Below are 22,469 nucleotides of genomic sequence, written 5' to 3' on the forward strand. Positions count from 1 at the left end.
GGCGCCGGATCCGTTCGTTCGGGCGCCTTGCGACATTTGCAAAGCAGTGCCGGGGAACCTCGCAGCCCGACGTGCGTTTAGTTAGCGTCGAAGTCTGGCGCGCGCGGAAACCCTTCTACTGACGGCAGCCGGGCACAAGCGCGGAAAGGCCGTCATGATTTCCAGATTGTTGCACTCGTTTCTTGTTGCTCTGCTGCTGTTTCTGCCCGGCGCACTGCCTGCATCTTCACAATCGGAAAGCCCCGCCGGAGCTATCACCGCCATGCCCGGTGCCGGCGACGATCAGGCCATCGAGCAGCGTATCAACGGCATCTATGACCAGCTCGACGGGCTTTCCGGAATTTCGGTCGTCGTAAGATCAGGTGTGGTCAACCTGAACGGAACCGTGACCGAGGCGAGCCTTGCCACAAAGGCCGAAGAGCTTGCCGGCCGTGTCGACGGCGTCGTCGCAGTCCAGAACAATCTCACCGAGGAAACCGCGCTGGAGGAACGTCTCGTTCCGGTTTACGAGCGCCTGCAGGCGCGCCTGTCCCAAGGGGTGAACTATCTGCCGCTTGCCCTGGTTGCCCTGCTCGTCTGGATGCTGGCCAGTGCGGCCGGACTGCTGATCGCGCGGTTTGAATGGCCCTGGAACAGACTCACGCCCAATGCCTTCATTGCGGATCTTGTCAGGCAGCTGATCAGGATCCTGTTCTTCACGATCGGGATCGTGCTTGCGCTGGATGTGCTGGGCGCCACTGCTGTCATCGGCACCTTGCTTGGAGCAGCCGGCATTGTGGGGCTGGCGGTCGGCTTTGCTGTCCGGGACACGGTCGAAAACTACATTGCCAGTATCATGCTCAGCATCCGGCAGCCGTTCAACCCGAAGGACTTCGTCCGGATTGAAGGCTACGAGGGCTTTGTCATCAGTCTCACGTCGCGTGCTACGATCCTGATGGAAAAGGACGGGAACCATATCCGCATCCCCAACGCCATCGTCTTCAAGAGCACCCTCGTCAACTTTTCCACCAATCCACGGCGCCGCTTCGTCTTCGAATTGGGCGTCGATGCGGAAAGCAACCTCGACAAGGCGCTGGACGTTGGTTTGATGACGCTTCGCCGCCAGGAGTTCATTCTTCAGGACCCTTCTCCCGATGCCTGGATCGAAGCGTTGGGAGATTCCAACGTTGTTCTGAGTTTTGTGGGCTGGATTGACCAGACGCGGACCGATTTCCAGAAGGCCCGTTCCGAGGCGATGCGCCTCGTCAAGCTGGCGCTTGAATCAAACGGCTTCTCCCTGCCGGAGCCCATCTACCGGCTGAGGTTCGACGATGCGCCTGCGCTGGAAAACCTCCTGCCGGACAGGCACCAGGGAGATCAGGACCGCGGGAAGATCGCCCGTAAGGAGGCAGCGTTTCCGCAATCGGCAGAAGTGCCGAACGATACGGAAGCCGACCGGGATCTTGAAAAGCAGGTTGAACTGGAACGTAAAGCCGCCCAGTCGGACGACCTTCTCGATGAGCATGCGCCGAAGGAATTCGGGGCTAAATCAGCAAGGTAATCCTGACAGACAGGCGATTAATGAAGCAAATCCTGAGCAGCGTGTCAGGAAAGGCTGACCCTGCGCCACCGGGATTCGACAAAGGAGTAGATGGCAAAAACCATCAGACCAACCGCCAGCGCGAACAGCATGACCTGCCCATAAGGCAAACCCTGAATGTATTTCAGAGCATCCAGCGTGCTCGGCAGATCGCCGCCGGAGGTTGAGGCGCCCTCGATGCCAAGCCAGATCATTGCCGACAGAAGGGCGAACACGATCCCGCGTGCACCGAGGCCAAGAACCGACACGACGTGAACAATCCGCATCGGGGCTTCGTTTTCATCGAAGTGCTTGCTGTATCGGCCTGAACAGGCCTTCCACCAATGCGCAACCGCTATTCCCAAAAAGACAAGGGACAAGCCAGTCACGAATACCCGCTGGCCAAGAGCTTGCGAGATAGCGTTCATCAGGCTCGGCAGCAGTTTGCCATCATCCGTGCCCGTAATTCCGAGCAGGCCAATGGCGTAGAGTGCGAGCGCGCTATAGGTGGCGGCGCTTGCCAGAAGGGCCAGGCGCACGACGATCCCCTGCAGGTCCCGTCCATGGTTGTCCGCGTCCAGAACGGCCTGAACCAGCCGCCAGACGACAAAACCGAACAGGCCCGTCACAAGGACAGCCACCAGAACAGAGCCGAAGGGTTGGGACAAGAGAGTGACAAGGGCCCCTTTCGTGCCCTTGCTGCTGCCTGCGCCGATGGACGCGAGAATGGCAAAGAAGGATATGATGCCATAGACGATGCCGCGTGAAAGATATCCGGCACGTGCGGCAGCTTGTAACCAGTGCGAGTACTTCATTCCCCTGGTCTTTCCGCCATCCCGGCATTTTCACAATCGGTAAAGCGCTGTGCGCCGGCTCCGCCAGAACGATTGGCGGGCCGATCAGCGGGCGGCGCCAGAGGGCGTGGTTGCCAAACCTGCAATATTCGGGAGGTTACCCCGGCTCAGCCGAGGCCGAGAAACGACAGGATGGCAACAACCACGACGACAAGTCCGACGAGATAGATAATGTTGTGCATGTTCAATTCCTTGCCAGAAACGGAAAAGGGCCGGACGCTGGGTGAACGGCAGGGGGCAGCCGTTCGTGGCGGGGGCTTGCGTCCGGCCCAAACTGTTGGAGATCGTCTGCCGGGGGCGCGGCAGGGTTACCGGGGCTAGGTTAGACCAGTCCGATGAAGGACAGGATCGCGCCGACAACGACGACGAGACCGACCAGATAGATGATACCGTTCATGCCTCTCTCCTTTCGTTGGAGAGAGAACTCGTCAAACAGGAAATGGTTCCGAGGAATCGAACAGGGAGCGAAAAATCAGCTTCCCGGTTGCCAGTCTTCCGGTGCCATGACGAAGCCTTCGAACTGAAATCCGGGGGCAACCGTGCAGCCGACCAGGGTCCACGCACCGAGCGAGCGGGCCTGCTGCCAGCCGTCACGGGGAACGATGCCTTGCGGGCGCTCGCCGGCCAGAAGATCGTTTCCCAGGGTCAGCACCTGCCGGGTGGTGCCGTCGGGGCTGATGGAAAGTTCCAGCGGGCTGCCGGCGTACCAATGCCAGGTCTCGACCGCGTCAACCTTGTGCCAGCGGGAGAGAACGCCTTCGGGAAGCAGGAAATAGATCAGGGTAGATGCAGCCCGGCCGCCATCATCGGTGACGCTGTCGCGGAAGGTTTCGGCATAAAAGCCACCTTCCGGGTGCGGCTGCATGTCGAGAAGGTCGACGATCTTTTCGGCGGTCAGGCTGGCGGTAGAAGTCATGAAAAGTCCCGGCTGGATCAACTGGATTTCCGGGACGGGATCGCTCAGGAGGATTTCGACCCGGTGCAGAAAGCCAGATCATCAATGGTTTCGCGCAGGGCCGCAACCACTTCCTCGTAAAGGAGCTGCATGTCCAGCCTGTGTCCGCCGCCCAGATGACCCGGTATCGGTTCGGCCTGGCCGACGATGCGGCTGACCACGTCCCGTGCGCGCTGCTCCGCGGAGCGTGTCAAGTGGTCTTCGGAACTCGCAGGTGTCATGGTGTGTGCCCCTTCATGATCACGATGGCGTGCATATGGGGGCAACCAGTCGTTGTTTTAAGCCTTCCGGCCAAGAAAAACCGGAAGGCGGTGCAAGAATTCTGCTGCGGGACCTATAGGTATGATCAAGCGTTGTCCTTGCGCATGCGGATCTCGGAAAAGACTTCGGCAGCACTTTTGCCTTCCATGCCGAGTGCAGCGGCGACAGAAGCTTCACCTGCACGCAGGAACGGATTCGTTGCTTTCTCTTTCGCCATGGTCGTCGGCAGCGTCGCGGCGCCTTTCTCGCGCAGCGCGGCCACTTCGTCTGCCCGCGCCTTCAGATCGGCGTTGTCCGGGTCGATTGTCAGGGCGAAGCGCGCGTTGGCCTGCGTGTACTCATGGCCGCAGTAGATGGTGGTGTCATCGGGCAGCTGGCGCATCAGTTTGGCAAGCGACGACCACATCATGTCCCTATCACCCTCGAACACACGGCCGCACCCGAGCGAAAACAGAGTGTCGCCGGTGTGGGCCACCTTGATGGAGGCGATGTACCAGGAGATCTGATCCAGCGTGTGGCCCGGGGTCGAGATCGCCTTGATCTCGTAAGGTCCGCACCGGACGTCGTCGCCGTCTTCCACGGTGCGATCGAACTCGGCAATCTTCAGGCGTGAACGCTCGGGACCGATGACGGTCGCGCCAGTTTTCCGCTTGAGTGTGCCGAGACCCTGGACATGGTCCCAATGGTGATGGGTGATCAGAATATGCGTCAACGACCAGCCGGTCTGCTCCAGCGCCTTTTCGTAGGCATCGGCGTCGGGCACGTCGACGGCAACGGTCGTTCCGGTGTCGGTGTCGTGAATCAGCACGCCGAAATTGTCGTCGAGACAGGTAAACTGGTGAATTTCGGTGGTGTCGCTCAAGGCCATGAAACGGCTCCCTGCTGAGATCTGTCGGTTGAGATGCAGACTGGCAAAGTCAGGCGCCAAGGGCAAGGCAAGAGATCTTGCGCTCTCCCGCCGTTCCATGTTCAATCGCCGCGACCCTTCTTGACCGAGCAAGGCTGAATGTATCTCGACGTCGTTCATTTGCGCGCTTTTTACGATTTGCCACTCGGCAGGCTGCTTCGCAGCCTGATCGGCGCCCCTATCCGCAAGATGTGGCCGGACCTTACCGGCCAGGCTCTGCTCGGTATCGGTTACGCGGGCCCGTTCATGCGACCCTACCTCGACACGGTCGACCGGGCGATCGCCGCCATGCCCGCTCCCCAAGGCGCGGTTCATTGGCCGCGCGAGCGGGATAGCGCCTGTGCGCTGGTGGAAGACCAGGACCTGCCGTTTCCCGATGCCTATTTCGACCGGGTGATGCTGGTACACGCTCTCGACCATTGTTCGGACCCTGCGGCCGTCCTCAGGGAAGCCTGGCGGGTGCTGGTGCCGGGCGGGCGACTGATTGCCGTCGTGCCGAACCGGCGCGGCCTGTGGGCGCAGTCGGAGCTTTCCCCCTTCGGCTATGGCCGGCCTTATTCGGGCAGCCAGCTCAAGGATCTTCTGAAGAGCTGCCAGTTCAACGTGACCGAGGACAAGGAAGCCCTCTTCATGCCGCCTTCGCGCGCCCGCACCATCCTGCGCGCGGCCCGCACCTGGGAAGGCATCGGCCGCCGCATCTGGCCCGCCTTTGGCGGTGTTCTGATCATGGAAGCGGAAAAGGTCGTCTTCCAGAGCCTGCCCGTGGACGGCAAGAAAAGCCGCTTCCGCGTGCTGCGGCCTGTCTTCATTCCCGAAGGCGTCGCGACCGGGCTGAAGCCTGTCAGGTCGGTGCATCGGCAGATGAAGGCGGACTAGGGCTGGTGGTTTGGTTGCAGGGTGCGGTGTGCATAGTTGGCTGAACCCTCACCCCTAACCCCTTCCCACAAGGGGAGCTATATACTTGACGTACTACAATGAAAAAAGCCACGATTCGGACCGTGACAGGCCAGTATGTGAAGAGATTGAGGTGACGCTCGAGATGATTGAGGCGGGGGTCACCTTGTTTTTTGGAAAGTGGTCAGAATGGCCGAGTAATTCGGTAGCGCTAGAGGAGATGGTTACAAACCTTTACCGCGCAATGGCCTCCGCTCGTGCGAGGTGTCTTCATAGAACTTCCAAAGAGCTAGGTTAAGCCGCTCTGCCAGCTCACAATCCTTATTGAGTGTCTGAATCGTGATTACTTCTTCGGCTGTGTTACGAAAATCGAAGCGGTACGAAGACATGCGAATCTCACCGGGAATGCCGGTCGTTTGATAGAGTCCATGGCAGTACAAGTTTCGGCGCTTTTGTAGGTTCTTAATTTCTGAAAGCACTTCATCAAAGAAGGCTTGTTTGCCTTCGTTTAGGTTCGCTGCAAGCCTCGCAGTGTCCACCATAGCCAGGCGTCTGCCGAAGTCAGTACTTACGCTCAATAAGTGCTCACTGGTAGAACGATCCATTCCAGTAAGCGTAGCCAGCATCGCTGGTAGATGCGATTCAATGCTAGTAAACAGCGCAAGGAACCGGCCAACAGCATTTGCGATTTCCGGCTCGTCATCCATCGGAGTTCGCGCGCGCCACTGCTTGTCAGATATCGTGTATTCAGATGGGCGTTTAGGTCGAGATTCGCTCATGTCAGACACCGATAAAAAACCAGATCAAGAAAAAGGCGACGAGATCCCAAAGCGGATGCTCAACGCGCCGCCAGATCCGAAAACTAAAGAAAAGGACGCTGACCGAAGCCAGCGCCCCCCTGTGTCAAAGGAAGGCTTGGATAATCGCAGCGATGCCGAATAGGCACAAAGCGACGTTGACCTTCACTTCTATTGTGACCGTATGTTGCTTACGCATTTCGCGTGCTCCGCACGGGCAGTCCGGACTAGCCCTTTGAGGAACTAGACGGAGTATTTGTATACCGCCCTTGCTGGCGGTTGCTCCTCCCTCACCATGGAGTTGGGTGGAGCGTTCGACGCGCAACCTTCGGATTATCCAGTATGAGTGGGTCCCGTTAGTATTGCGCCATCAGCCTGCTTTGACCAAAGCGGACAGCAACGGCGGGTCAAGCCGTAGGGTAAGCATACTGAGTCGCTCGTACAGAGTCTCAGTATGTTTACGTTTTCGCTCTGTACTTGTTGATAAACTTGCCGACTTCTGCTTAAGCGTGCGCGCTTACGTCAATCCATCGATAGGTAAGACGCTTGCCGCATGCGCCGTCAGGAAGCTTAACGGTGCGCTAATCGCGCGAAATATGTCTGGGTTCCGGATCTGCGTTCGGCTTCGCCTTCCTTGTCCGGAATGACGGCCGAAGGTTATTGAACCAGCTCACCGCTTCAGCAGAAACACGGCCTGTTCGGCGACGATGTTCCACACCCACCACGGGGCATTGACCGGGATCTTGTTGCCCCGGCCGCTGAGGGCGATGGCCTTCTCGACGTTCGCGTCCAGTTCCCGGCAAAGCTCGACGAAATCGCGCAGCGAGCAGAAGTGGATGTTCGGCGTGTCGTACCATTCGTAGGGCAGGTATTTGGTCACCGGCATGCGGCCGCGGAACAGGAGCTGGGCCCGGTTGCGCCAGTGGGCGAAGTTCGGGATCGAGATCACGACCTGATTGCCGATGCGCAGGAGCTCGCTGACGACCTTTTTCGGTTCGCGGGTGGCCTGCAGGGTCTGGCTCAGGATGACGACGTCGAACGCCCCGTCCGGATAGTCGGACAGGTCCTGGTCGGCATCGCCCTGAATCACCGACAGGCCGCGGGCTACGCAGCGGTTGACGCCTTCCTGGGACAGTTCGATGCCGCGTCCGTCCACCTGGCGTTCGCGCACCAGAAGGTCGAGCAGCTCACCGTCGGCCGACCCGATGTCGAGCACGCGGGCATTGTGCGGTACCAGCGAGGCGACAACCTTGTGGTCGCCGCGCACGTCTCCGCTCTTGGTCTGTCTTGGAGCCAGGTTCACGGGATCAGGCCTCCTCGCCCGGTGCGGGCAGGCCGCGGGCGTGTGCTGCGCCGGTGACGAAGCCGGAAATGGTCTGGAACATCTCCGGCACGTCCAGCAGGAACGAGTCGTGACCCCGGTCGCTTTCGATCTCGACGAAGGAGACATTGGCCGCCGCCGCATTGAGCGCCTTGACCACGCGCCGGCTTTCGGACGTGGGGAACAGCCAGTCGGATGTGAACGACATGACGCAGAAACGCGTTTTCGTTCCCTTGAAGGCGTTCGCCAGAGAGCCACCGAACTGATGCGCCAGGTCGAAATAGTCCATCGCCCGGGTGACATAGAGATAGGAATTGGCGTCGAACCGGTCGACGAACGTCATGCCCTGGTGGCGCAGGTAGCTCTCGATCTGGAAATCCGCGTCGAAACCGAAGGTGACATTGTCCCGGTCCTGCAGGTTGCGGCCGAATTTCTGGTGCAGGGATTCGTCCGACATATAGGTGACATGCGCCGCCATGCGGGCAACCGCCAGGCCCTTTGTCGGCCTTTGTCCTTCCTGCAGGTAACTGCCGGCGCACCAGTTCGGGTCGGCCATGATTGCCTGCCGGCCGACTTCGTGGAAGGCGATGTTCTGGGACGTGTGCCGCGCTGCCGCGGCAATCGGTACGGCCGAGAACACGCGCTCGGGATAGCTGGCCGCCCACTGCAGCACCTGCATGCCGCCCATGGAGCCGCCGATGACCGCAAACAGCGTGTCGATGCCAAGATGATCGACAAGGCGAGCCTGTGCCCGGACCATGTCGCGAATGGTGATGACAGGCAGTGCAAGACCGTAGGGCTGCCCTGTCTCCGGGTTGATGGAGGCCGGTCCTGTGGTGCCGAGGCAGCCGCCGAGAACGTTGGAACAGATAACGAAATAATGATTGGTGTCGACCGGCTTGCCGGGGCCGACCATCTGGCTCCACCAGCCGGGCTTGCCCGTCACGGGATTGGTGGAGGCCACATACTGGTCGCCCGTCAGGGCGTGGCACACGATGATGGCGTTGGACTTGTCCGCGTTGAGCTCGCCATAGGTTTCATACGCAATCTGCCAGGGGCCAAGCTTTACGCCGGCATCGAGCTCCAGCGGTTCTTCTGCGGGAAAGCGCGCAAGTTTGCTCGAGGGCGAAACCGCTTCGCTTGCCTTCAGATCCTCCGGGGTGGCTGGACGTGATGTGTCTGCGGACATGGCTCTAAAGAATTATCTGTTGTCCCGGGCGGGAATTTTCAGGCCGGTTGAGCGGGCCACGGTCCGCCACCGGGAAACGGCAGGCACCCGGCAGAACGGCCAGACTGGCGACCTAGCCGTGCCGGAACGCCTGAGTCAATGTTTTCTTTTGCCTTTGGGCAATCACATGCCTATGACTATGCGCCGCTGAACCCAAACGAAGGCCGGAGCCACCTCATGTCTCACTTGCCGGACAGCGGGCTGTCGCTGGACGACCTCAGGACACGGGTCGACGAGATCGATGCACGCATCCACACCGCCCTGATGGAACGCGCCCAGGCCGAAGCCGGTATCCAGGCTGCCGGCCGCGCCGCAGGAGCTGCACCCGCCCTGTTTCAACCCGAACGTGACGCCGACCTGATGCGCCAGATGGTGGAGCGCCACCAGGGCGACCTGCCGCTGGCAACCGTCGAACACATCTGGCGTGATCTCATCTGTGCCTGCACCAGCCTGCAGGCAGACACCGCCGTCCATCTGGACGGCAGCGCCGATCTGATCGAGATGCTCGACCTGGCGCGTTTCTACTTCGGTTTTTCCGTGGAGCTGGTGCCGGGAAGCGATGCGGCCGACGTGGTCGGCGCCGTGACGGCGTCAGCCGGTGACCTGGGCCTTGTGGCGCTGATCGACCGGGCGGAGCTGCCCTGGTGGCGTGGCCTCAGCGAATCCGGCGCACTGGTGCGGGCGCGGCTGCCCTTCGTCATTCTGGACGAGCGTCCCGCCGACCTGCCGGCGCTTGTGCTGGCCAAGGCCGACAGCATGATCGACAACGCCGATATTGCGGTTTATGACGCCCGCTGGTCGGATCTTCTGCCGGGCAACCTGATGGACGAAGGCATTGAAGTGCTCAGTTTCTTCCGGTCCGCCGCCGGTGTCGACGCGCTGCTTGCGATTTCCGGCGAGCTGACGGAAGAGGATGTGCGCGCCGCCTGCCTTGCCGCAGGCGCCGCCCCGGAAGTTTTGAGACGTGTCGGCGGCTATGCCGCACCGATCGACGGCAATGGCGATCCGGACGACACATTTGCTGCCGAGGACGAGGAGCCTCAGGGATGAACGAGATGACGACAGTGACTGAAGCCGGCAAGGCAACCGCAAACCGTCCGCAGCCGCGGCCGGGCGTTCTGGATATTGCGCCTTATGTTCCCGGCAAGTCCAAGGGCAGCCACGGCAAGACCGTTCACAAGCTTTCGTCCAACGAAACGCCGCTCGGCACCAGCGATGCTGCCCGCGCGGCCATTGAAGCCGTGGCGCGGAACCTGGAACTTTATCCGGACGGCTCCTCTGCCGAACTGCGTGCGGCCATCGGCGAAGTCTACGGCCTCAATCCGGACCGCATCATCTGCGGCGCCGGGTCCGACGAGGTTCTCAGCCTGATCGCCTACGGTTATCTCGGCCAGGGCGACGAGGCGATCTATTCCGAACACGGCTTCCTGGTCTACGACATTGCCATCCGCGCTGCCGGGGCAACGCCGGTGATTGCACCTGAAAAGGACCTGACGACGGATGTCGATGCGATCCTGGCAAGGGTCACCGACAAGACGCGCATGGTCTTCATCGCCAACCCGAACAATCCGACCGGCACCTATTTGCCGTTCGAGGAGGTCAAACGGCTGCATGAGGGCCTGCCGGCCAACGTCCTGCTGGTTCTGGATGCCGCCTATGCGGAATATGTCCGCCGCAACGACTATGAAAGCGGTCTCGAGCTGGCAGCGACGTCCGACAATGTCATCATGACGCGGACCTTCTCCAAGATTTACGGCCTCGCCAATCTGCGTCTCGGCTGGGGTTTCGGTCCGGCCCATGTGATCGATGCGCTCAACCGCATCCGGGGGCCGTTCAACGTCAACGGCATGGCGATTGCCGCCGGTATGGCTGCGGTTCGTGACCGTGATTTCGTCACGCGCTCGATCGAGCACAATGACACCTGGCTGCCCTGGGTGACGGCGGAGCTGGAAAAGCTCGGCCTGAAGGTGACGCCGAGCGTCGGCAACTTCGTGCTGGTTCACTTCCCCGACGAGGACGGCAAGCGCGCGGCGGATGCCGATGCCTATCTGCTGGAGCGCGGCTGCGTGCTGCGCATGGTCGGCAATTACGGGCTGCCGAACTCGATCCGCATGACCATCGGTTCGGAAGACGCCAACCGGGCCATCATTGGCCACCTGAAGGACTTTCTGGAACAGAAATAAGAACACATGACTGTTGCCCCCATTTTCGAGCGCATGGCCCTGATCGGCATCGGCCTGATCGGTTCCTCGCTCGCACAGGTCGCCCGTGAACGCGGCCTGGTCAAGGAAATCGCGATTTCCACCCGGTCTGCGGACACCCTGCAAAGGGCGGAGGAGCTGGGCCTGGGCGACAGTTATGCGCTCGACGCCGCCGTGGCGGTGGAGGGGGCCGACCTGGTGATCCTCTGCGCGCCGGTGGGGGCCAATGAGGCCATTGCCAAGTGGATTGCGCCTGCGCTGAAAAAAGGCGCGATCCTGACCGATGTCGGTTCCACCAAGGGCTCCGTCGTCGATCAGGTCAGCCCCCATGTGCCCGAGGGCGTGCATTTCATTCCGGGTCACCCGATCGCCGGGACCGAACAGTCCGGACCCGATGCCGGGTTTCCGACGCTGTTCGACCAGCGCTGGTGCATCCTGACACCGGCAGAGGACACGGATCCCGAGGCCCTCGAAAAACTCAGCGCCTTCTGGCGCGCCTGCGGCTCCGACGTCGACACGATGGACGCCAGACACCACGATCTGGTGCTGGCCATCGTTTCGCATCTGCCGCATCTGATTGCCTACAACATCGTCGGCACCGCGGACGACCTGGAGACGGTCACCAAGTCGGAAGTCATCAAGTATTCGGCGTCCGGTTTCCGCGATTTCACGCGTCTGGCGGCGTCCGATCCGACCATGTGGCGGGACGTCTGCCTGCACAACAAGGACGCGATCCTGGAAATGCTGGCGCGGTTTTCCGAAGATCTTTCGGCCCTTCAGCGGGCAATCCGCTGGGGCGATGGCCAGATGCTGTTCGACCTCTTCACCCGCACCCGGGGTATCCGCCGCTCGATCATCGAGGCCGGTCAGGAAACCGACGCCCCCGACTTCGGCCGTCATGCCAAGGACAAGGCCGGCGCACCGGCGGAGTGACCGCTTCCATCAGGAACCGGTCTTGCCAGAGAATTTCCCGGGCGTTGAGCCCCCATTGCATTCTAGCCCGTGAGGATCGCTCGACCCTCAAGGGCTTTTTTGTCTCGTCAGTTGGTCCGGTTGACGATGAAACGGGCAAGGGCGCTCAGGATCGCCGCACGGCTGCCGTAGGGCGCGAGAAGCGTTTCGGCTTCCACCACCAGCCGGCCAAGCTCGTTGCGCGTCCTGTCGGTGCCCCAGAGGCCTACAAGCGTCGCCTTGCCGGCCTCCGCATCCTTGCCGGTGGCCTTGCCCATTGTTTCCGCGCTGGCTTCCACGTCCAGAAGGTCGTCCGCGAGCTGGAAGGCAAGGCCGATTACCTCACCGAAGCGGGTCAGCCGGTCGACATCCGCTTCCGCTGCATCCGCCAGAATGGCGCCCGCCCGGCAGGCGTAGCGCAGCAGCGCACCGGTCTTCATGGATTGAAGCTGGCGGATCTCCGCCTCGGAGCGCTCGCGGTGTTCGGACTCCAGGTCGAGCATCTGCCCGCCCGCCATGCCGCCGATGCCCGACGCGCGGGCCAGTTCACGCGATAGCCGCAGGCGCACGGCTGCATCCGCATGCACAGCCTCGCCCGTGATCACGTCAAAGGCGAGCGTCAGCAAGGCATCGCCGGCCAGGATGGCGGTCGCCTCGTCATAGGCCTTGTGCACGGTTGGCTGGCCCCGGCGAAGATCGTCGTCGTCCATGGCTGGCAGGTCGTCATGGACCAGCGAATAACAATGGATCAGTTCCAGCGCGCAGGCAGCCTGCAGAACGCCGTCATCCGCCCGCCCGAACAGGTTGGCAGCCTCCATCACCAGAACCGGCCGCAGTCGCTTGCCGCCGTTGAGCGCGCCGTGGCGCATGGCGGCAAGCAGCCTTGGAGGGCGCACGGTTTCATCCGGCAGCGCCTGGGTGGCCAGAAGCGTTTCCAGCGTGGCCTCCACAAACTTGGCCTGGAATGTCAGATGCTGGTTTGGGTCAAGGGTCACGATTGGCTCCGGGACGGATCGGCAACATTTTCAAAGTCCGGGTTTCCCTGAAACCAATTCTCTGTATCGTCAAGGCTCGAATTTCAAAAAAATGCGGGAGCTACTTGCCCGATCTTTTCAAACTGACCCATTTGGAGATTTTTCCATGAAACTGCTGTCGAGCCTTCTGCGATCCTTCATCAAGCGCGGGCGCATGCGTGTGATCGACGTCGCGGGTGCCGTGCACGAATTCGGGTCGGGCGAGGACGGTCCGACAGTGACCATCCGGCTGCATGACAAAAAGCTTTACCGATCCCTTTTTCTCAATCCGGAGCTGGCCGCGGGCGAAGCTTATATGGACGGAACCCTGACGATGGAGGAAGGGTCGACCTGCTACGACTTCATGTTCCTGTTTTCCATCAACAGGGCGCCGCTTGGGGCCAATCCCGTACAGGGCCTGTTGCGGAAGGGCTGGAAGCTCTTGCGGCGCCGCCAGCAGCAGAACAGCGTCGAACGGGCAAAGTCGCAGGCGCGGCATCACTATGACCTTTCAACCGACCTCTATCGGCTGTTCATGGATGAGGGCCTCAACTACAGCTGTGCCTATTACACCTCGCCTGACGACACGCTGGAACAAGCCCAGGCGGCCAAGCTGGCCCATCTGGTCGCCAAGCTGGACCTGAAACCAGGGATGGAAGTTCTTGAAATCGGCGGCGGCTGGGGCTCACTCGCCATTCGCATGGCTCAGGCCGGTGCAAAGGTTACCTCGCTCAATGTCTCGCCAGAGCAAGTGAAGATCGCCGAAGAACGCGTGCGCGCTGCGGGTCTTGAGGACCAGGTGAAATTCGTTCTGAAGGATTACCGGGAATTCGAAGGGCAATTCGACCGGATCATCTCGGTCGGCATGATGGAACATGTCGGTATCGGCCACCTCGACGAGTATTTCGGACAGATCCGCAGATGCCTGACCGAAAAAGGCTATGCGGTCGTGCATTCCATCGGTCGCATGACGCCTCCGGGCACCACCGGGCCTTTTATTCGCAAGTATATTTTCCCCGGGGGTTACGTTCCTGCGCTGTCGGAAGTCTTTGCGTCTACCGAACGGCTTGGGTTATGGGTCTGCGATGCGGAAATCCTGCGGCTGCACTACTACTACACCATTCGCGACTGGCGCATTCGCTTCGAAGACAAGAGGGCGATTGCCGCTGATCTTTATGACGAAACTTTCTGCCGTATGTGGGAGTTTTATCTGTGTGCGGTCGAGCTGGGCTTCCTGCACGGATCCAACATGGTCTTCCAGCTCCTCCTGTCGAAGGAGAGGGATGCCGTGCCGATTGTCCGCGACTTCATTGTCGATAACGAACGGGAACTGAATGGTTAGGGTCAAACCTGCAACGGGTGGAAAGTCAGGCTCCGGGGGCGCGCCGGGGCGCCGCCGTGGCATGATCGGCCTTGTCCGCAAGCGCTTGTTGCAGCTGCTGCTGGTCCTTGTCCTGCTTCCGCCCGTTCTCACCGTCATCTATTCCGTCGTGCCGCCCATAAGCACGCTGATGATCGGGCGCTATGTCCAGTTTCTGTGGGTCGACCGTCAGTGGGTGCCGCTTGAGCAGATTTCGCCAAACCTCGTCCGGTCGGTGATCACTTCGGAAGACAGCGGCTTTTGCGAAAACGACGGCGTCGAGTGGGACGCGCTTCAGGATCAGGTCGAAGCACTGAGCGAAGGCGAGAAGCCTCGCGGCGCAAGCACCATCACGATGCAGACAGCCAAGAACCTGTTCCTGTGGGGCGAGCGGTCCTACATCCGCAAGGGGCTGGAACTGCCGCTGGCCCTGATGCTGGATGCGATGCTGACGAAGAAGCGGATCCTGGAAATCTACCTCAATATTGCCGAGTGGGGCGAGGGTATCTTCGGCGCCGAAGCGGCCGCGCAGGCCTGGTTCGGCAAGAGCGCCAAGGACCTGACACGGACCGAAGCTGCCAGATTGGCGACAGCCTTGCCAAATCCACGTGGCCGGAACCCCGCCAAACCAGGTTCCGGACACCGGAAACTGGCCGGCACGAACCTGGCCCGTGTGAAGGGCGCGGGGCCGATTTTCGGCTGTGTTCTGGGGAAATAGACGAAGGTGGATAGCGCTTCGCCACCGCCTGTTCTATCCAGACCAAGAATTTTTTCTCTATGGGGTGGCAAAACGTTGGCGTTGCCTGTATAACGCCGCGCATTCCAACACGCTGCGTGACGCCACGCCCCGGGCTAACCCGGTCCGGGCCGCGCGGTTATGGACCACGGAGAAAAACAAAATGGCCGTTCCAAAGAGAAAAACCTCGCGCTCCAAGCGCGGTTTTCGCCGTTCCGCGGACGCCCTCAAGCAGCCGACTTACGTCGAGGACAAGGATTCGGGCGAACTGCGCCGTCCGCATCACGTTGACCTGAAGACCGGCATGTACCGGGGCCGTCAGATCCTTTCCGCAAAAGACGACGCATAACACCCGTATTCTTCGTGAATGCAGGTAGCGTCCGGACCGGATCGCCGCATGGCAAATCAAGATTGAGGCTGGCCTTGTTTCGACGGGCCGGCCTTTTTCTTTTCAGCGCCTTGAATTGGCTATCAAGATCGTGTCAGCTCGCTCCGATTTCCGCCCGCTTCGGGTGTCCTTGAATTCGGGAGCCGTTCATGCGCCTTTTTTCAGCCGTTCCTTTCACGCTTTTCTCGCTGCTGATCTATAACGCCCTTGCTTTCACGGTGGGCGCGGGAGAGCCCGGCTTCTGGGCGCAGCCGATGATCACCATACAGATGGTTTCCGGCGCAACCTTCGAGCTTCTGGCGAGCGATCTGCTCATCACCGTCGGGCTGTTCTTCCTGTTCATCGAAATTCTGAAGGCGACCCGCATCGGCACGACGGCCCTGCTGGACCACATGTTCTCGGTGCTGGTGTTCGTCGCCTACCTGGTGGAGTTCCTGGTGCTGCAGCCCGCGGCGACGTCGCTGTTCTTCATCCTCATGGCGATCTCTCTGATCGACGTGATCGCCGGGTTCTCGATCTCCATCACCGGCGCACGGCGGGACGTTTCCTTCGGCCACGGGGACGTGCACTAAGACTGCTTGCCTGCCAACCGCCGCTATTCCGGACAAGGGTGACGCGGCCGAGCGCAGAACCGGCACGCGGAATTCCTTTGCGTTTTAGCGCGGTCCACATTTGAGGAGAATGGGTTTGCTTGGCTCGCGCCGATATCCGGTTTCCGGATCGGCGTGCGGCGCTTTGCTGCATTTGTCGGAATAACGGTGCAGTGCCATGACCGAAGGGGTCAGGCGTCCTTGCCGTCTTCGACGATCGCGTGTTTCTGGATCAGAGGCAGCTGGGTCAGGGTGAAGACAAGTGTGATCGGCATGATGCCGAAGACCTTGAAGCTGACCCAGAAATCGGTCGAGAAGCTGCGCCAGACGATCTCGTTGATTGCGGCAAGCACGAAGAAGAACACGCCCCAGCGGAATGTCAGCTTACGCCAGCCTTCGTCCGTCAGCCGGAAGGCGCTGTCGAAGACGTAGCCGAGCAGTGCCTTGCCGAACAGCAATCCGCCCAGCAGAACCGTGCCGAACAGGCAGTTGACGATGGTCGGCTTCAGCTTGATGAACAGTTCGTCGTGGAGCCACAGCGTCAGGGCGCCGAAAACCAGAACCACCGCGCCGGACACCAGCGGCATGATCGGCAGGCGCTTCGTCAGCCACAGTGACACGACCAGCGAGATGCTGATGGCCACCATGAAGGCGGCAGTTGCCAGGAAGATTGGCTTGCCGACCTGTTGCAGCACCGGAAAGGCCGCCGCGATCTGTTCGCCGCGGGCATTGAACAGGAAGAACACGCCGAGCGGTCCCAATTCCAGCGCCAGCTTCAGGAGCGGGGAAAGTTCCTTGCGGGTGGGGTCGTTCGGGGCGTGTTCGAATTCCATGTTTTTCCGTTATCCTGTTCAGGAAGTCTGCTTCCGGACATAGGTGATGGAGGGTGCCAGGGTCAAGGACCCCGGTCCGATTCGGAAAATAGAGCCGGAAAATTTCAGGGCCAGTAGAGAGGCACCGGGAAGCGTGAAGATGAAACGTTGGATGCTATGCCTCGCGGCCACCTTGCTGCTTACGGTCTCTGCCTTCGCGGCGATGCCTGTTCGTTGGGACCAGCTCAAGGATCCGGAGGCCGCAGCCTATGAGGACCCCTTTGCCGCGCTCAGCGGCACAGAGCTGCGGTCGCTGGGCACGGTGCTGCGGCTTCGCCAGCAGTTGGATGGGACGGCTGCGACTGACGCGGATCGTTCAACGCTGAAACGTCGTCTTCAGCAGGAAGAGGCCCAGCTTGCAGCGGCCGGCGTGCCGACGGACAAATTGCTGTCGCAACGCTTCGAGGTTGCGAAGAAACGGGCTGCTGCGTCGCTTGCCGGCAACAAGGCTCTGGCCGGGAGGGACATCGAGATTACCGGGTATGTGATCCCCGTGCAGGAACCCGGCAGCGATGAGGTGATCGCCGGCTACCTTGTTCCCGAACAGGGCATGTGCAGCCACATGCCGGCGCCCGATCCCAACCAGATGATCCGGTACCGGCTGTCGACAGGCTGGAGGGCGGAGTATGTCTATGAACCGGTCCGGTTAACCGGGCGCTTGTCGTTGAAAACGACCCGCCAGGAAATCACGCTTCTGGACGGTCAGGTCGACATGATCGCGGCGTTCGAGATGGAGGTCACAGGCGCTCAAAGCCTGGGTGAGGAGACCGCCCCGGACCCTATGAGCCGGATCTGGAAGTTCTTCAAGGGGCCGGTGCCTGAGAACTCCTGGAAGCGCCCATAAAAAAGGCGCTGCAACAGGCGCTTTTTGGAAAAGCCGCGTGATCGCTGAAATTCGTTTGTCTGAGGTGCCAGGCTAAAATACGCGATGGATAGGTAGAAACTAAAAAAGTCGGAAACCAGCTCGCCGGTGCAATTTTTGCGCAAATTCCGAGATGATTTTGCGCAGTAGATTGAAAACCGGAGCATTCATCAAGATCTGATCCATAGTAGAAACCGTTTCAACTCTTGCGGTGGTTCCTTTCGTTTCAGCTCTGGTGCCTTTGTGATGATTAAGATTTTTTCTTTTCTTGGGTTTCTCGGGATCGTAGGGTTTATTATCACATTTCCGATTTTCATGGTCAGGTTGAAAACTGCCATGAAGATAGCCCTCGCGATTTTTTCAGGACTGTTGCTTTGGTGGCGTTTTACCGGCCCCTCTGACCGGGAGGGTGTTTTGTTTGTCGTTGTCTTCGCCAGTATTGCAATAGGTATGAGCGTGTCGCTACGCTTGCTGTGCGTGCTGTTTCTCCATTTCGCAGACAAGAAACGTTGTTTTGAAGATGTTGAAACCGCATCGCCTTACTGGCTGGACTTAGTCGTGGGGTTTGGTGCGTCAGGCATTTTGACGCTGATCTTTTTTTGCAACCTGGCCTGGGCAACCAGTGACCTGTCCCACGCCATGCTACTGCATGTTAGCCTTGCTCTTTTCTGTATCTGGCTATTTGCCAAGACCACTGAGTCTTGGCTGAAACGACCAGCATCAAGGCTTTTTCTTCATCCATTCGGCATTGGAACCGCCACGGTCCTGCTGGCTCTCACGGCTTATAGCTGGTTCTGGTATCCGACCCTGGTACGCTCTGAAGCGTATGCTGCTGTCAATGGCAGCGACCACTGCATCTACTTTCCCACCACTCAAAAGATCGCGCAGGTCGGCGACCGTCTGACTCTCCTGACTTTGGCCAAACGCAGAAGAGGTGGCAATTTTTTCCTGGTTTCGCGAGAGAAGGCCTGGGCGTGGAGCTACTATGAACGTGGCTTTGTTCCCGATCAGAAGGCTAATCGCGGCTGGCTTCAGCGCGTCTGTTTCGGCCAGGATCAACGAGAGTAACGTTCTAAAAAACAGAAAAAAGAAAGGCGCCCGAGAGCGCCTTTCCGTAGTTCTGGTTTTACTGAAGCCTCAGCCGTTGGCGATGTACTGGCCGCCGTTGATGGTCATCACCGCGCCGGTCATGAAGGCGGCGGCGTCGGACGCCAGGTAGACCACCGTCTGGGCGATTTCTTCCGGATGGCCGAGGCGACCGACCGGGATGCCCGAGATGATCGACTGCAGCACTTTTTCCGGCATGGCGGCGACCATGTCGGTGTTGATGTAGCCCGGGCAGACGCAGTTGACGGTGATGCCCTTGAAGGCGTTTTCCTGCGCCAGTGCCTTGGTGAAGCCAATCACGCCGGCCTTGGCCGCGGAATAGTTCGCCTGGCCCATCTGGCCCTTCTGGCCATTGATGGAAGAGATGTTGATGATGCGGCCCGAAGACCGTTCCCGCATACCGTTGATCACCGGCTTGGTCATGGTGAACATGGAATCGAGGTTCGTCGACAGGACTTCGCGCCACTGTTCGAAGCTCATCTTGTGGAACATGCCGTCGCGGGTGATGCCCGCATTGTTGACCAGCACTTCCACCGGACCCAGTTCGCTTTCCACCTGGGCAATGCCTGCCGCGCAGGCGTCAGGATCGGAAACGTCCCACTTGAAAACGTGGATACCGGTCTCGGCCTTGAAGGCTTCGGCCTTTTCGGTGTTGCCGGCATATGTTGCCGCCACGGTGTAGCCTGCGTCTTTCAGACCCCGCGAAATTGCTTCGCCGATACCGCGCGTACCACCCGTGACCAATGCGACCTTGCTCATTCCCCTTCCTCCTGACTTCCAGTTCCGGGCCCTTTGGGCTCTCTGACATCAATTCAGTCTTGTTTGCTGTTCCCGATCATGGCCGGAGGCCCGGCCATGATCCTTCTTTGCCTTTGCGGCTTAGCGCTCCAGGCACATGGCGACACCCATGCCGCCGCCGATGCACAGTGTTGCAAGGCCTTTCTTGGCGTCGCGGCGGTTCATTTCGTGCAGCAGGGTGGTCAGGATGCGAGCCCCGGACGCGCCGATCGGGTGGCCGATGGCAATCGCGCCGCCGTTGACGTTGACGATGTCCGGGTTCCAGCCCATGTCCTTGTTGACCGCGCAAGCCTGAGCGGCGAAGGCTTCGTTGGCTTCCACGAGATCGAGGTCGGCAGCGGACCAACCGGCTTTTTCAAGCGCCTTGCGCGATGCCGGGATCGGGCCGGAGCCCATGATTGCCGGATCGACACCCGCGGTGGCCCAGGAGGCGATGCGGGCGAGCGGCTTCAGGCCGCGCTTTTCGGCTTCGGCGGCGCTCATCACCAGAATGGCGGCTGCACCGTCGTTGATGCCGGAGGCGTTGGCGGCGGTCACGGAACCGTCCTTGGTGAAGGCCGGGCGCAGCTTGGCGACGCTTTCCAGCGTGGCGCCGTGACGGATATATTCGTCATCGGCAACGACGCGCTCGCCCTTGCGTTCCTGCAGGGTTACCGCGGTGATCTCGTCCTTGAACTTGCCGGCCTTCTGGGCAGCTTCCGCCTTGTTCTGGGAAGCAACTGCGAACTCGTCCTGCTGGTCGCGGTTGATCTGCCACTTTTCGGCGACGTTCTCGGCAGTCTGGCCCATGTGGTAGCCGTTGAAGGCATCCCACAGGCCGTCCTTGATCATGGTGTCGATCATCTTGTAGTCGCCCATCTTGTAGCCGGCGCGCATATGGGCGCAGTGCGGCGACAGCGACATGTTCTCCTGGCCGCCTGCCATCATGATGGTGGCGTCGCCTGAAATGATCTGCTGCGCTGCAATGGCAACGGTGCGAAGACCGGAACCGCAGACCTGGTTGAGCGTCCAGGCCGTCGCACTATCGGCAATGCCTGCCTTGATGGCAGCCTGACGCGCCGGGTTCTGGCCCTGACCGGCCGTCAGAACCTGACCGAACACGACTTCGTCGATGTCGCCGCCTTCGACGCCGGCCTGTTCCATGGCCGCCTTCATGACAATGGCACCGAGGTCATGCGCCGGGGTGTTGGCAAAGGCGCCATTGAACGACCCCACGGGCGTGCGGGTCGCACTGACAATGACGATATCGGTGAAAGCGCTCATCATACTCTCCAGACTTGAGGCCAATTGACCGTAGTGGACTGGTGCCGCAGGGGCACCTGTCGATGCTTATTATGCATGGACTAGAAACTGCGCTGAGATTTGTGTCAACCGTAACACTCCGTATCGAAGGCCTGTTTTCGCATTTGCGGTATAATCCTTTCGTCAGCGCACATAAAAAGGCTGGCACGATCCGATACGATTGGCTTAGTCTCTTACACGGAGGAGATGACAGGCCTGCGAAAGCCTTGTCGTCAAATGGGAAACTAGCCACAAGGCTGATAGGCGGAATTCACGGATGGCCAAGACCAACGAGCCGACAATCATCAAGAAATACGCCAACCGGCGCCTGTACAACACGGGCACCAGCACCTACGTCACGCTTGAGGACCTGGCGGTGATGGTGAAGGGGGAGGAGGACTTTGTCGTCTATGACGCGAAGTCCGGTGAGGATATTACCCGGTCGGTCCTGACCCAGATTATTTTCGAACAGGAAGGCAAGGGGCAGAATCTTCTGCCGGTCACGTTCCTGCGCCAGCTGATCCGTTTTTACGGCGACAGCATGCAGGGCCTCGTGCCGAGCTTCCTGGAATATTCCATGACCTCGCTCACCAAGGAGCAGGAGAAGCTGCGTTCGCAAATGAGCGAAGCTTTCGGCGCAACGGCGTTCGAGGCCATTGAGGACCAGGTCAAGCGCAACACGGAGATGTTCGAGCGGGCCATGAAGATGTTCATGCCCTTTCCGGCCGCAGGGGGAGATCCGGCTGCGACTGCCAACCCGGCAAGCCAGGCCAAGCCTGCAAAGTCCGGCGGAAACGATCTCGACGACATGAAGCGCCAGCTGGAAGACATGCAGAAAAAGATCAACCAGCTCAGCGAAAAGTCCTGAGGCGTTTACGCGACCTGCAATGAGCCGTGATCCGGACCGCATGACCGTCGCCATCATTGCGCTTGGCGATGATCCCGTGTTGCTGAAAATCCTCGAGACGTGGTTTGTCGAGGAATGGGCCGACTGGTATGGCCCGGGGCAACCCGGCGATGCGCGGGAAGATTTGCAAAAGTGCCTTCTGCCAAATGCTCGCCTGCCGCGCTGTCTGGTCGCGCTGGACGGAGATGGCAGGCCGTTGGGAACGGTCTCCCTGCGCGATACCTCGCCGGGGTCGGACCTTTATCCCGGCGCCTGGCTGACCGCATTGCTTGTGCATCGCGATTGCCGGAAAGCAGGTATCGGCATCAAGCTGATCGCTGCCGCAGAACGGGAAGCCACCAGGATCGGATTTCCGGAAATTCTGACTGCAACAGCAACGGCCGGGACGCTCGTCCTCAGACGGGATTGGCAGCAGGTCAAAACACTTCAATCGGCTTCGGGGCCGTTGGATATCTATCGCAAAGCCCTGGGGCCGGTCTGAACGGGCGTCAGCCCGGACCGCCGTCAAAATAAAGCCTCATCCCGAAGAGCGAGCTCACTCGAGTCTCGAAGGATGGGCCGCTTGCTCTTGTGTTTGCAGCCCACCTTCGAGACGTGCCTATCGGCCCTCCTCAGGATGAGGTGAAGG

At 60.2% G+C, this 22,469-nt stretch carries 25 protein-coding genes; 14 read left to right on the forward strand and 11 right to left on the reverse strand.

Features of this window, described 5'->3' with window-relative positions; translation table 11 throughout:
* The first annotated feature begins 154 nt into the window (after nt 1–154).
* Nucleotides 155–1,540, forward strand: coding sequence for a mechanosensitive ion channel family protein (locus HCG46_RS21450; protein WP_286185476.1), 1,386 nt, complete (start codon nt 155–157; stop codon nt 1,538–1,540).
* A 44-nt stretch (nt 1,541–1,584) separates the two neighbouring features.
* On the opposite strand, the gene HCG46_RS21455 is transcribed toward HCG46_RS21450, so the two are convergent.
* The 4 genes from HCG46_RS21455 to gloB all read right to left on the reverse strand — a co-directional run bounded on the left by HCG46_RS21455 (nt 1,585) and on the right by gloB (nt 4,496).
* A complete protein-coding gene (locus tag HCG46_RS21455; protein WP_168687327.1) occupies nt 1,585–2,373 on the reverse strand; it encodes a DUF1206 domain-containing protein in 789 nt (262 codons plus the stop codon).
* Nucleotides 2,374–2,884: 511 nt separating this feature from the next.
* Nucleotides 2,885–3,328: a cupin domain-containing protein gene (locus tag HCG46_RS21460; RefSeq protein WP_075282224.1), complete on the reverse strand. Its 444-nt coding sequence runs from the start codon at nt 3,326–3,328 to the stop codon at nt 2,885–2,887.
* 44 nt (nt 3,329–3,372) lie between these two features.
* A complete protein-coding gene (locus HCG46_RS21465) occupies nt 3,373–3,588 on the reverse strand; it encodes a hypothetical protein (RefSeq protein ID WP_023002583.1) in 216 nt (71 codons plus the stop codon).
* A gap of 125 nt (nt 3,589–3,713) precedes the next feature.
* Nucleotides 3,714–4,496, reverse strand: coding sequence for a hydroxyacylglutathione hydrolase (gene gloB / locus HCG46_RS21470; protein WP_168687328.1), 783 nt, complete (start codon nt 4,494–4,496; stop codon nt 3,714–3,716).
* Nucleotides 4,497–4,634: 138 nt separating this feature from the next.
* Here gloB and HCG46_RS21475 point away from each other — a divergent pair, with 138 nt between their 5' ends.
* Nucleotides 4,635–5,411, forward strand: coding sequence for a class I SAM-dependent methyltransferase (locus HCG46_RS21475; RefSeq protein WP_168687329.1), 777 nt, complete (start codon nt 4,635–4,637; stop codon nt 5,409–5,411).
* 242 nt (nt 5,412–5,653) lie between these two features.
* On the opposite strand, the gene HCG46_RS21480 is transcribed toward HCG46_RS21475, so the two are convergent.
* Complete coding sequence (locus HCG46_RS21480) at nt 5,654–6,208, reverse strand: hypothetical protein (RefSeq protein ID WP_168687330.1); 555 nt, start codon at nt 6,206–6,208, stop codon at nt 5,654–5,656.
* Between HCG46_RS21480 and HCG46_RS21485 the strand changes: the two genes are divergently transcribed.
* Nucleotides 6,207–6,371, forward strand: coding sequence for a hypothetical protein (locus HCG46_RS21485; RefSeq protein WP_168687331.1), 165 nt, complete (start codon nt 6,207–6,209; stop codon nt 6,369–6,371). The genes HCG46_RS21480 and HCG46_RS21485 overlap by 2 nt on opposite strands.
* 525 nt (nt 6,372–6,896) lie before the next feature.
* Here HCG46_RS21485 and metW read toward each other — a convergent pair.
* Nucleotides 6,897–7,529, reverse strand: a complete 633-nt coding sequence (metW, locus tag HCG46_RS21490) for a methionine biosynthesis protein MetW (protein ID WP_023002586.1) — start codon at nt 7,527–7,529, stop codon at nt 6,897–6,899.
* 4 nt (nt 7,530–7,533) lie between these two features.
* Entirely contained in the window at nt 7,534–8,736 is a 1,203-nt protein-coding gene (locus tag HCG46_RS21495) for a homoserine O-acetyltransferase (RefSeq protein WP_168687332.1), read from the reverse strand.
* Nucleotides 8,737–8,952: 216 nt separating this feature from the next.
* Here HCG46_RS21495 and HCG46_RS21500 point away from each other — a divergent pair, with 216 nt between their 5' ends.
* The 3 genes from HCG46_RS21500 to HCG46_RS21510 are packed head-to-tail and all read left to right on the forward strand — an operon-like array spanning nt 8,953 to nt 11,909.
* A complete protein-coding gene (locus tag HCG46_RS21500) occupies nt 8,953–9,825 on the forward strand; it encodes a chorismate mutase (protein WP_055660523.1) in 873 nt (290 codons plus the stop codon).
* The gene (gene hisC, locus HCG46_RS21505) at nt 9,822–10,958 is read left to right on the forward strand and encodes a histidinol-phosphate transaminase (RefSeq protein WP_023002589.1); all 1,137 of its coding nucleotides are present in this window, start codon (nt 9,822–9,824) and stop codon (nt 10,956–10,958) included. Before HCG46_RS21500 ends, hisC begins: the two co-directional genes overlap by 4 nt.
* Nucleotides 10,959–10,964: 6 nt before the next feature.
* Complete coding sequence (locus HCG46_RS21510; protein WP_189640120.1) at nt 10,965–11,909, forward strand: prephenate/arogenate dehydrogenase family protein; 945 nt, start codon at nt 10,965–10,967, stop codon at nt 11,907–11,909.
* Nucleotides 11,910–12,016: 107 nt separating this feature from the next.
* Here HCG46_RS21510 and HCG46_RS21515 read toward each other — a convergent pair whose 3' ends face one another.
* The gene (locus HCG46_RS21515) at nt 12,017–12,877 is read right to left on the reverse strand and encodes a polyprenyl synthetase family protein (protein WP_353621833.1); all 861 of its coding nucleotides are present in this window, start codon (nt 12,875–12,877) and stop codon (nt 12,017–12,019) included.
* A 190-nt stretch (nt 12,878–13,067) separates the two neighbouring features.
* On the opposite strand from HCG46_RS21515, the gene HCG46_RS21520 reads away from it, so the two are divergent.
* The 4 genes from HCG46_RS21520 to HCG46_RS21535 all read left to right on the forward strand — a co-directional run bounded on the left by HCG46_RS21520 (nt 13,068) and on the right by HCG46_RS21535 (nt 15,996).
* Nucleotides 13,068–14,282, forward strand: coding sequence for a cyclopropane-fatty-acyl-phospholipid synthase family protein (locus tag HCG46_RS21520; RefSeq protein ID WP_168687334.1), 1,215 nt, complete (start codon nt 13,068–13,070; stop codon nt 14,280–14,282).
* Nucleotides 14,275–15,018 (forward strand): monofunctional biosynthetic peptidoglycan transglycosylase, encoded by a 744-nt coding sequence (gene mtgA, locus HCG46_RS21525; RefSeq protein WP_083660470.1) that lies wholly within the window; start codon nt 14,275–14,277, stop codon nt 15,016–15,018. The genes HCG46_RS21520 and mtgA overlap by 8 nt, the downstream gene beginning before the upstream one ends.
* Nucleotides 15,019–15,199: 181 nt before the next feature.
* Nucleotides 15,200–15,385 (forward strand): 50S ribosomal protein L32, encoded by a 186-nt coding sequence (gene rpmF, locus HCG46_RS21530; RefSeq protein WP_006936667.1) that lies wholly within the window; start codon nt 15,200–15,202, stop codon nt 15,383–15,385.
* A gap of 188 nt (nt 15,386–15,573) precedes the next feature.
* Nucleotides 15,574–15,996 (forward strand): hypothetical protein, encoded by a 423-nt coding sequence (locus tag HCG46_RS21535; protein WP_023002594.1) that lies wholly within the window; start codon nt 15,574–15,576, stop codon nt 15,994–15,996.
* Nucleotides 15,997–16,205: 209 nt separating this feature from the next.
* Here the strand turns inward: HCG46_RS21535 and HCG46_RS21540 are convergent, their stop codons facing one another.
* Complete coding sequence (locus tag HCG46_RS21540; RefSeq protein WP_023002595.1) at nt 16,206–16,847, reverse strand: septation protein A; 642 nt, start codon at nt 16,845–16,847, stop codon at nt 16,206–16,208.
* Nucleotides 16,848–16,986: 139 nt separating this feature from the next.
* On the opposite strand from HCG46_RS21540, the gene HCG46_RS21545 reads away from it, so the two are divergent.
* Nucleotides 16,987–17,730 (forward strand): DUF3299 domain-containing protein, encoded by a 744-nt coding sequence (locus HCG46_RS21545; RefSeq protein WP_168687335.1) that lies wholly within the window; start codon nt 16,987–16,989, stop codon nt 17,728–17,730.
* 264 nt (nt 17,731–17,994) lie between these two features.
* Entirely contained in the window at nt 17,995–18,816 is an 822-nt protein-coding gene (locus HCG46_RS21550; RefSeq protein ID WP_168687336.1) for a hypothetical protein, read from the forward strand.
* 69 nt (nt 18,817–18,885) lie between these two features.
* Here the strand turns inward: HCG46_RS21550 and phbB are convergent, their stop codons facing one another.
* Together phbB and HCG46_RS21560 are read right to left on the reverse strand one after the other, a co-directional pair.
* Entirely contained in the window at nt 18,886–19,614 is a 729-nt protein-coding gene (gene phbB, locus HCG46_RS21555) for an acetoacetyl-CoA reductase (RefSeq protein ID WP_023002597.1), read from the reverse strand.
* A 120-nt stretch (nt 19,615–19,734) separates the two neighbouring features.
* Entirely contained in the window at nt 19,735–20,916 is a 1,182-nt protein-coding gene (locus HCG46_RS21560; protein ID WP_031270058.1) for an acetyl-CoA C-acetyltransferase, read from the reverse strand.
* 295 nt (nt 20,917–21,211) lie between these two features.
* Here HCG46_RS21560 and phaR point away from each other — a divergent pair, with 295 nt between their 5' ends.
* Together phaR and HCG46_RS21570 are read left to right on the forward strand one after the other, a co-directional pair.
* On the forward strand, nt 21,212–21,802 hold the full coding sequence (gene phaR / locus HCG46_RS21565) for a polyhydroxyalkanoate synthesis repressor PhaR (RefSeq protein ID WP_023002599.1): 591 nt from the start codon (nt 21,212–21,214) through the stop codon (nt 21,800–21,802).
* A 19-nt stretch (nt 21,803–21,821) separates the two neighbouring features.
* Entirely contained in the window at nt 21,822–22,322 is a 501-nt protein-coding gene (locus tag HCG46_RS21570; RefSeq protein WP_168687337.1) for a GNAT family N-acetyltransferase, read from the forward strand.
* Nucleotides 22,323–22,469: the final 147 nt, after the last annotated feature.

It is taken from the genome of Labrenzia sp. PO1 (assembly GCF_012273635.1).
Lineage (GTDB): Bacteria > Pseudomonadota > Alphaproteobacteria > Rhizobiales > Stappiaceae > Roseibium > Roseibium algicola.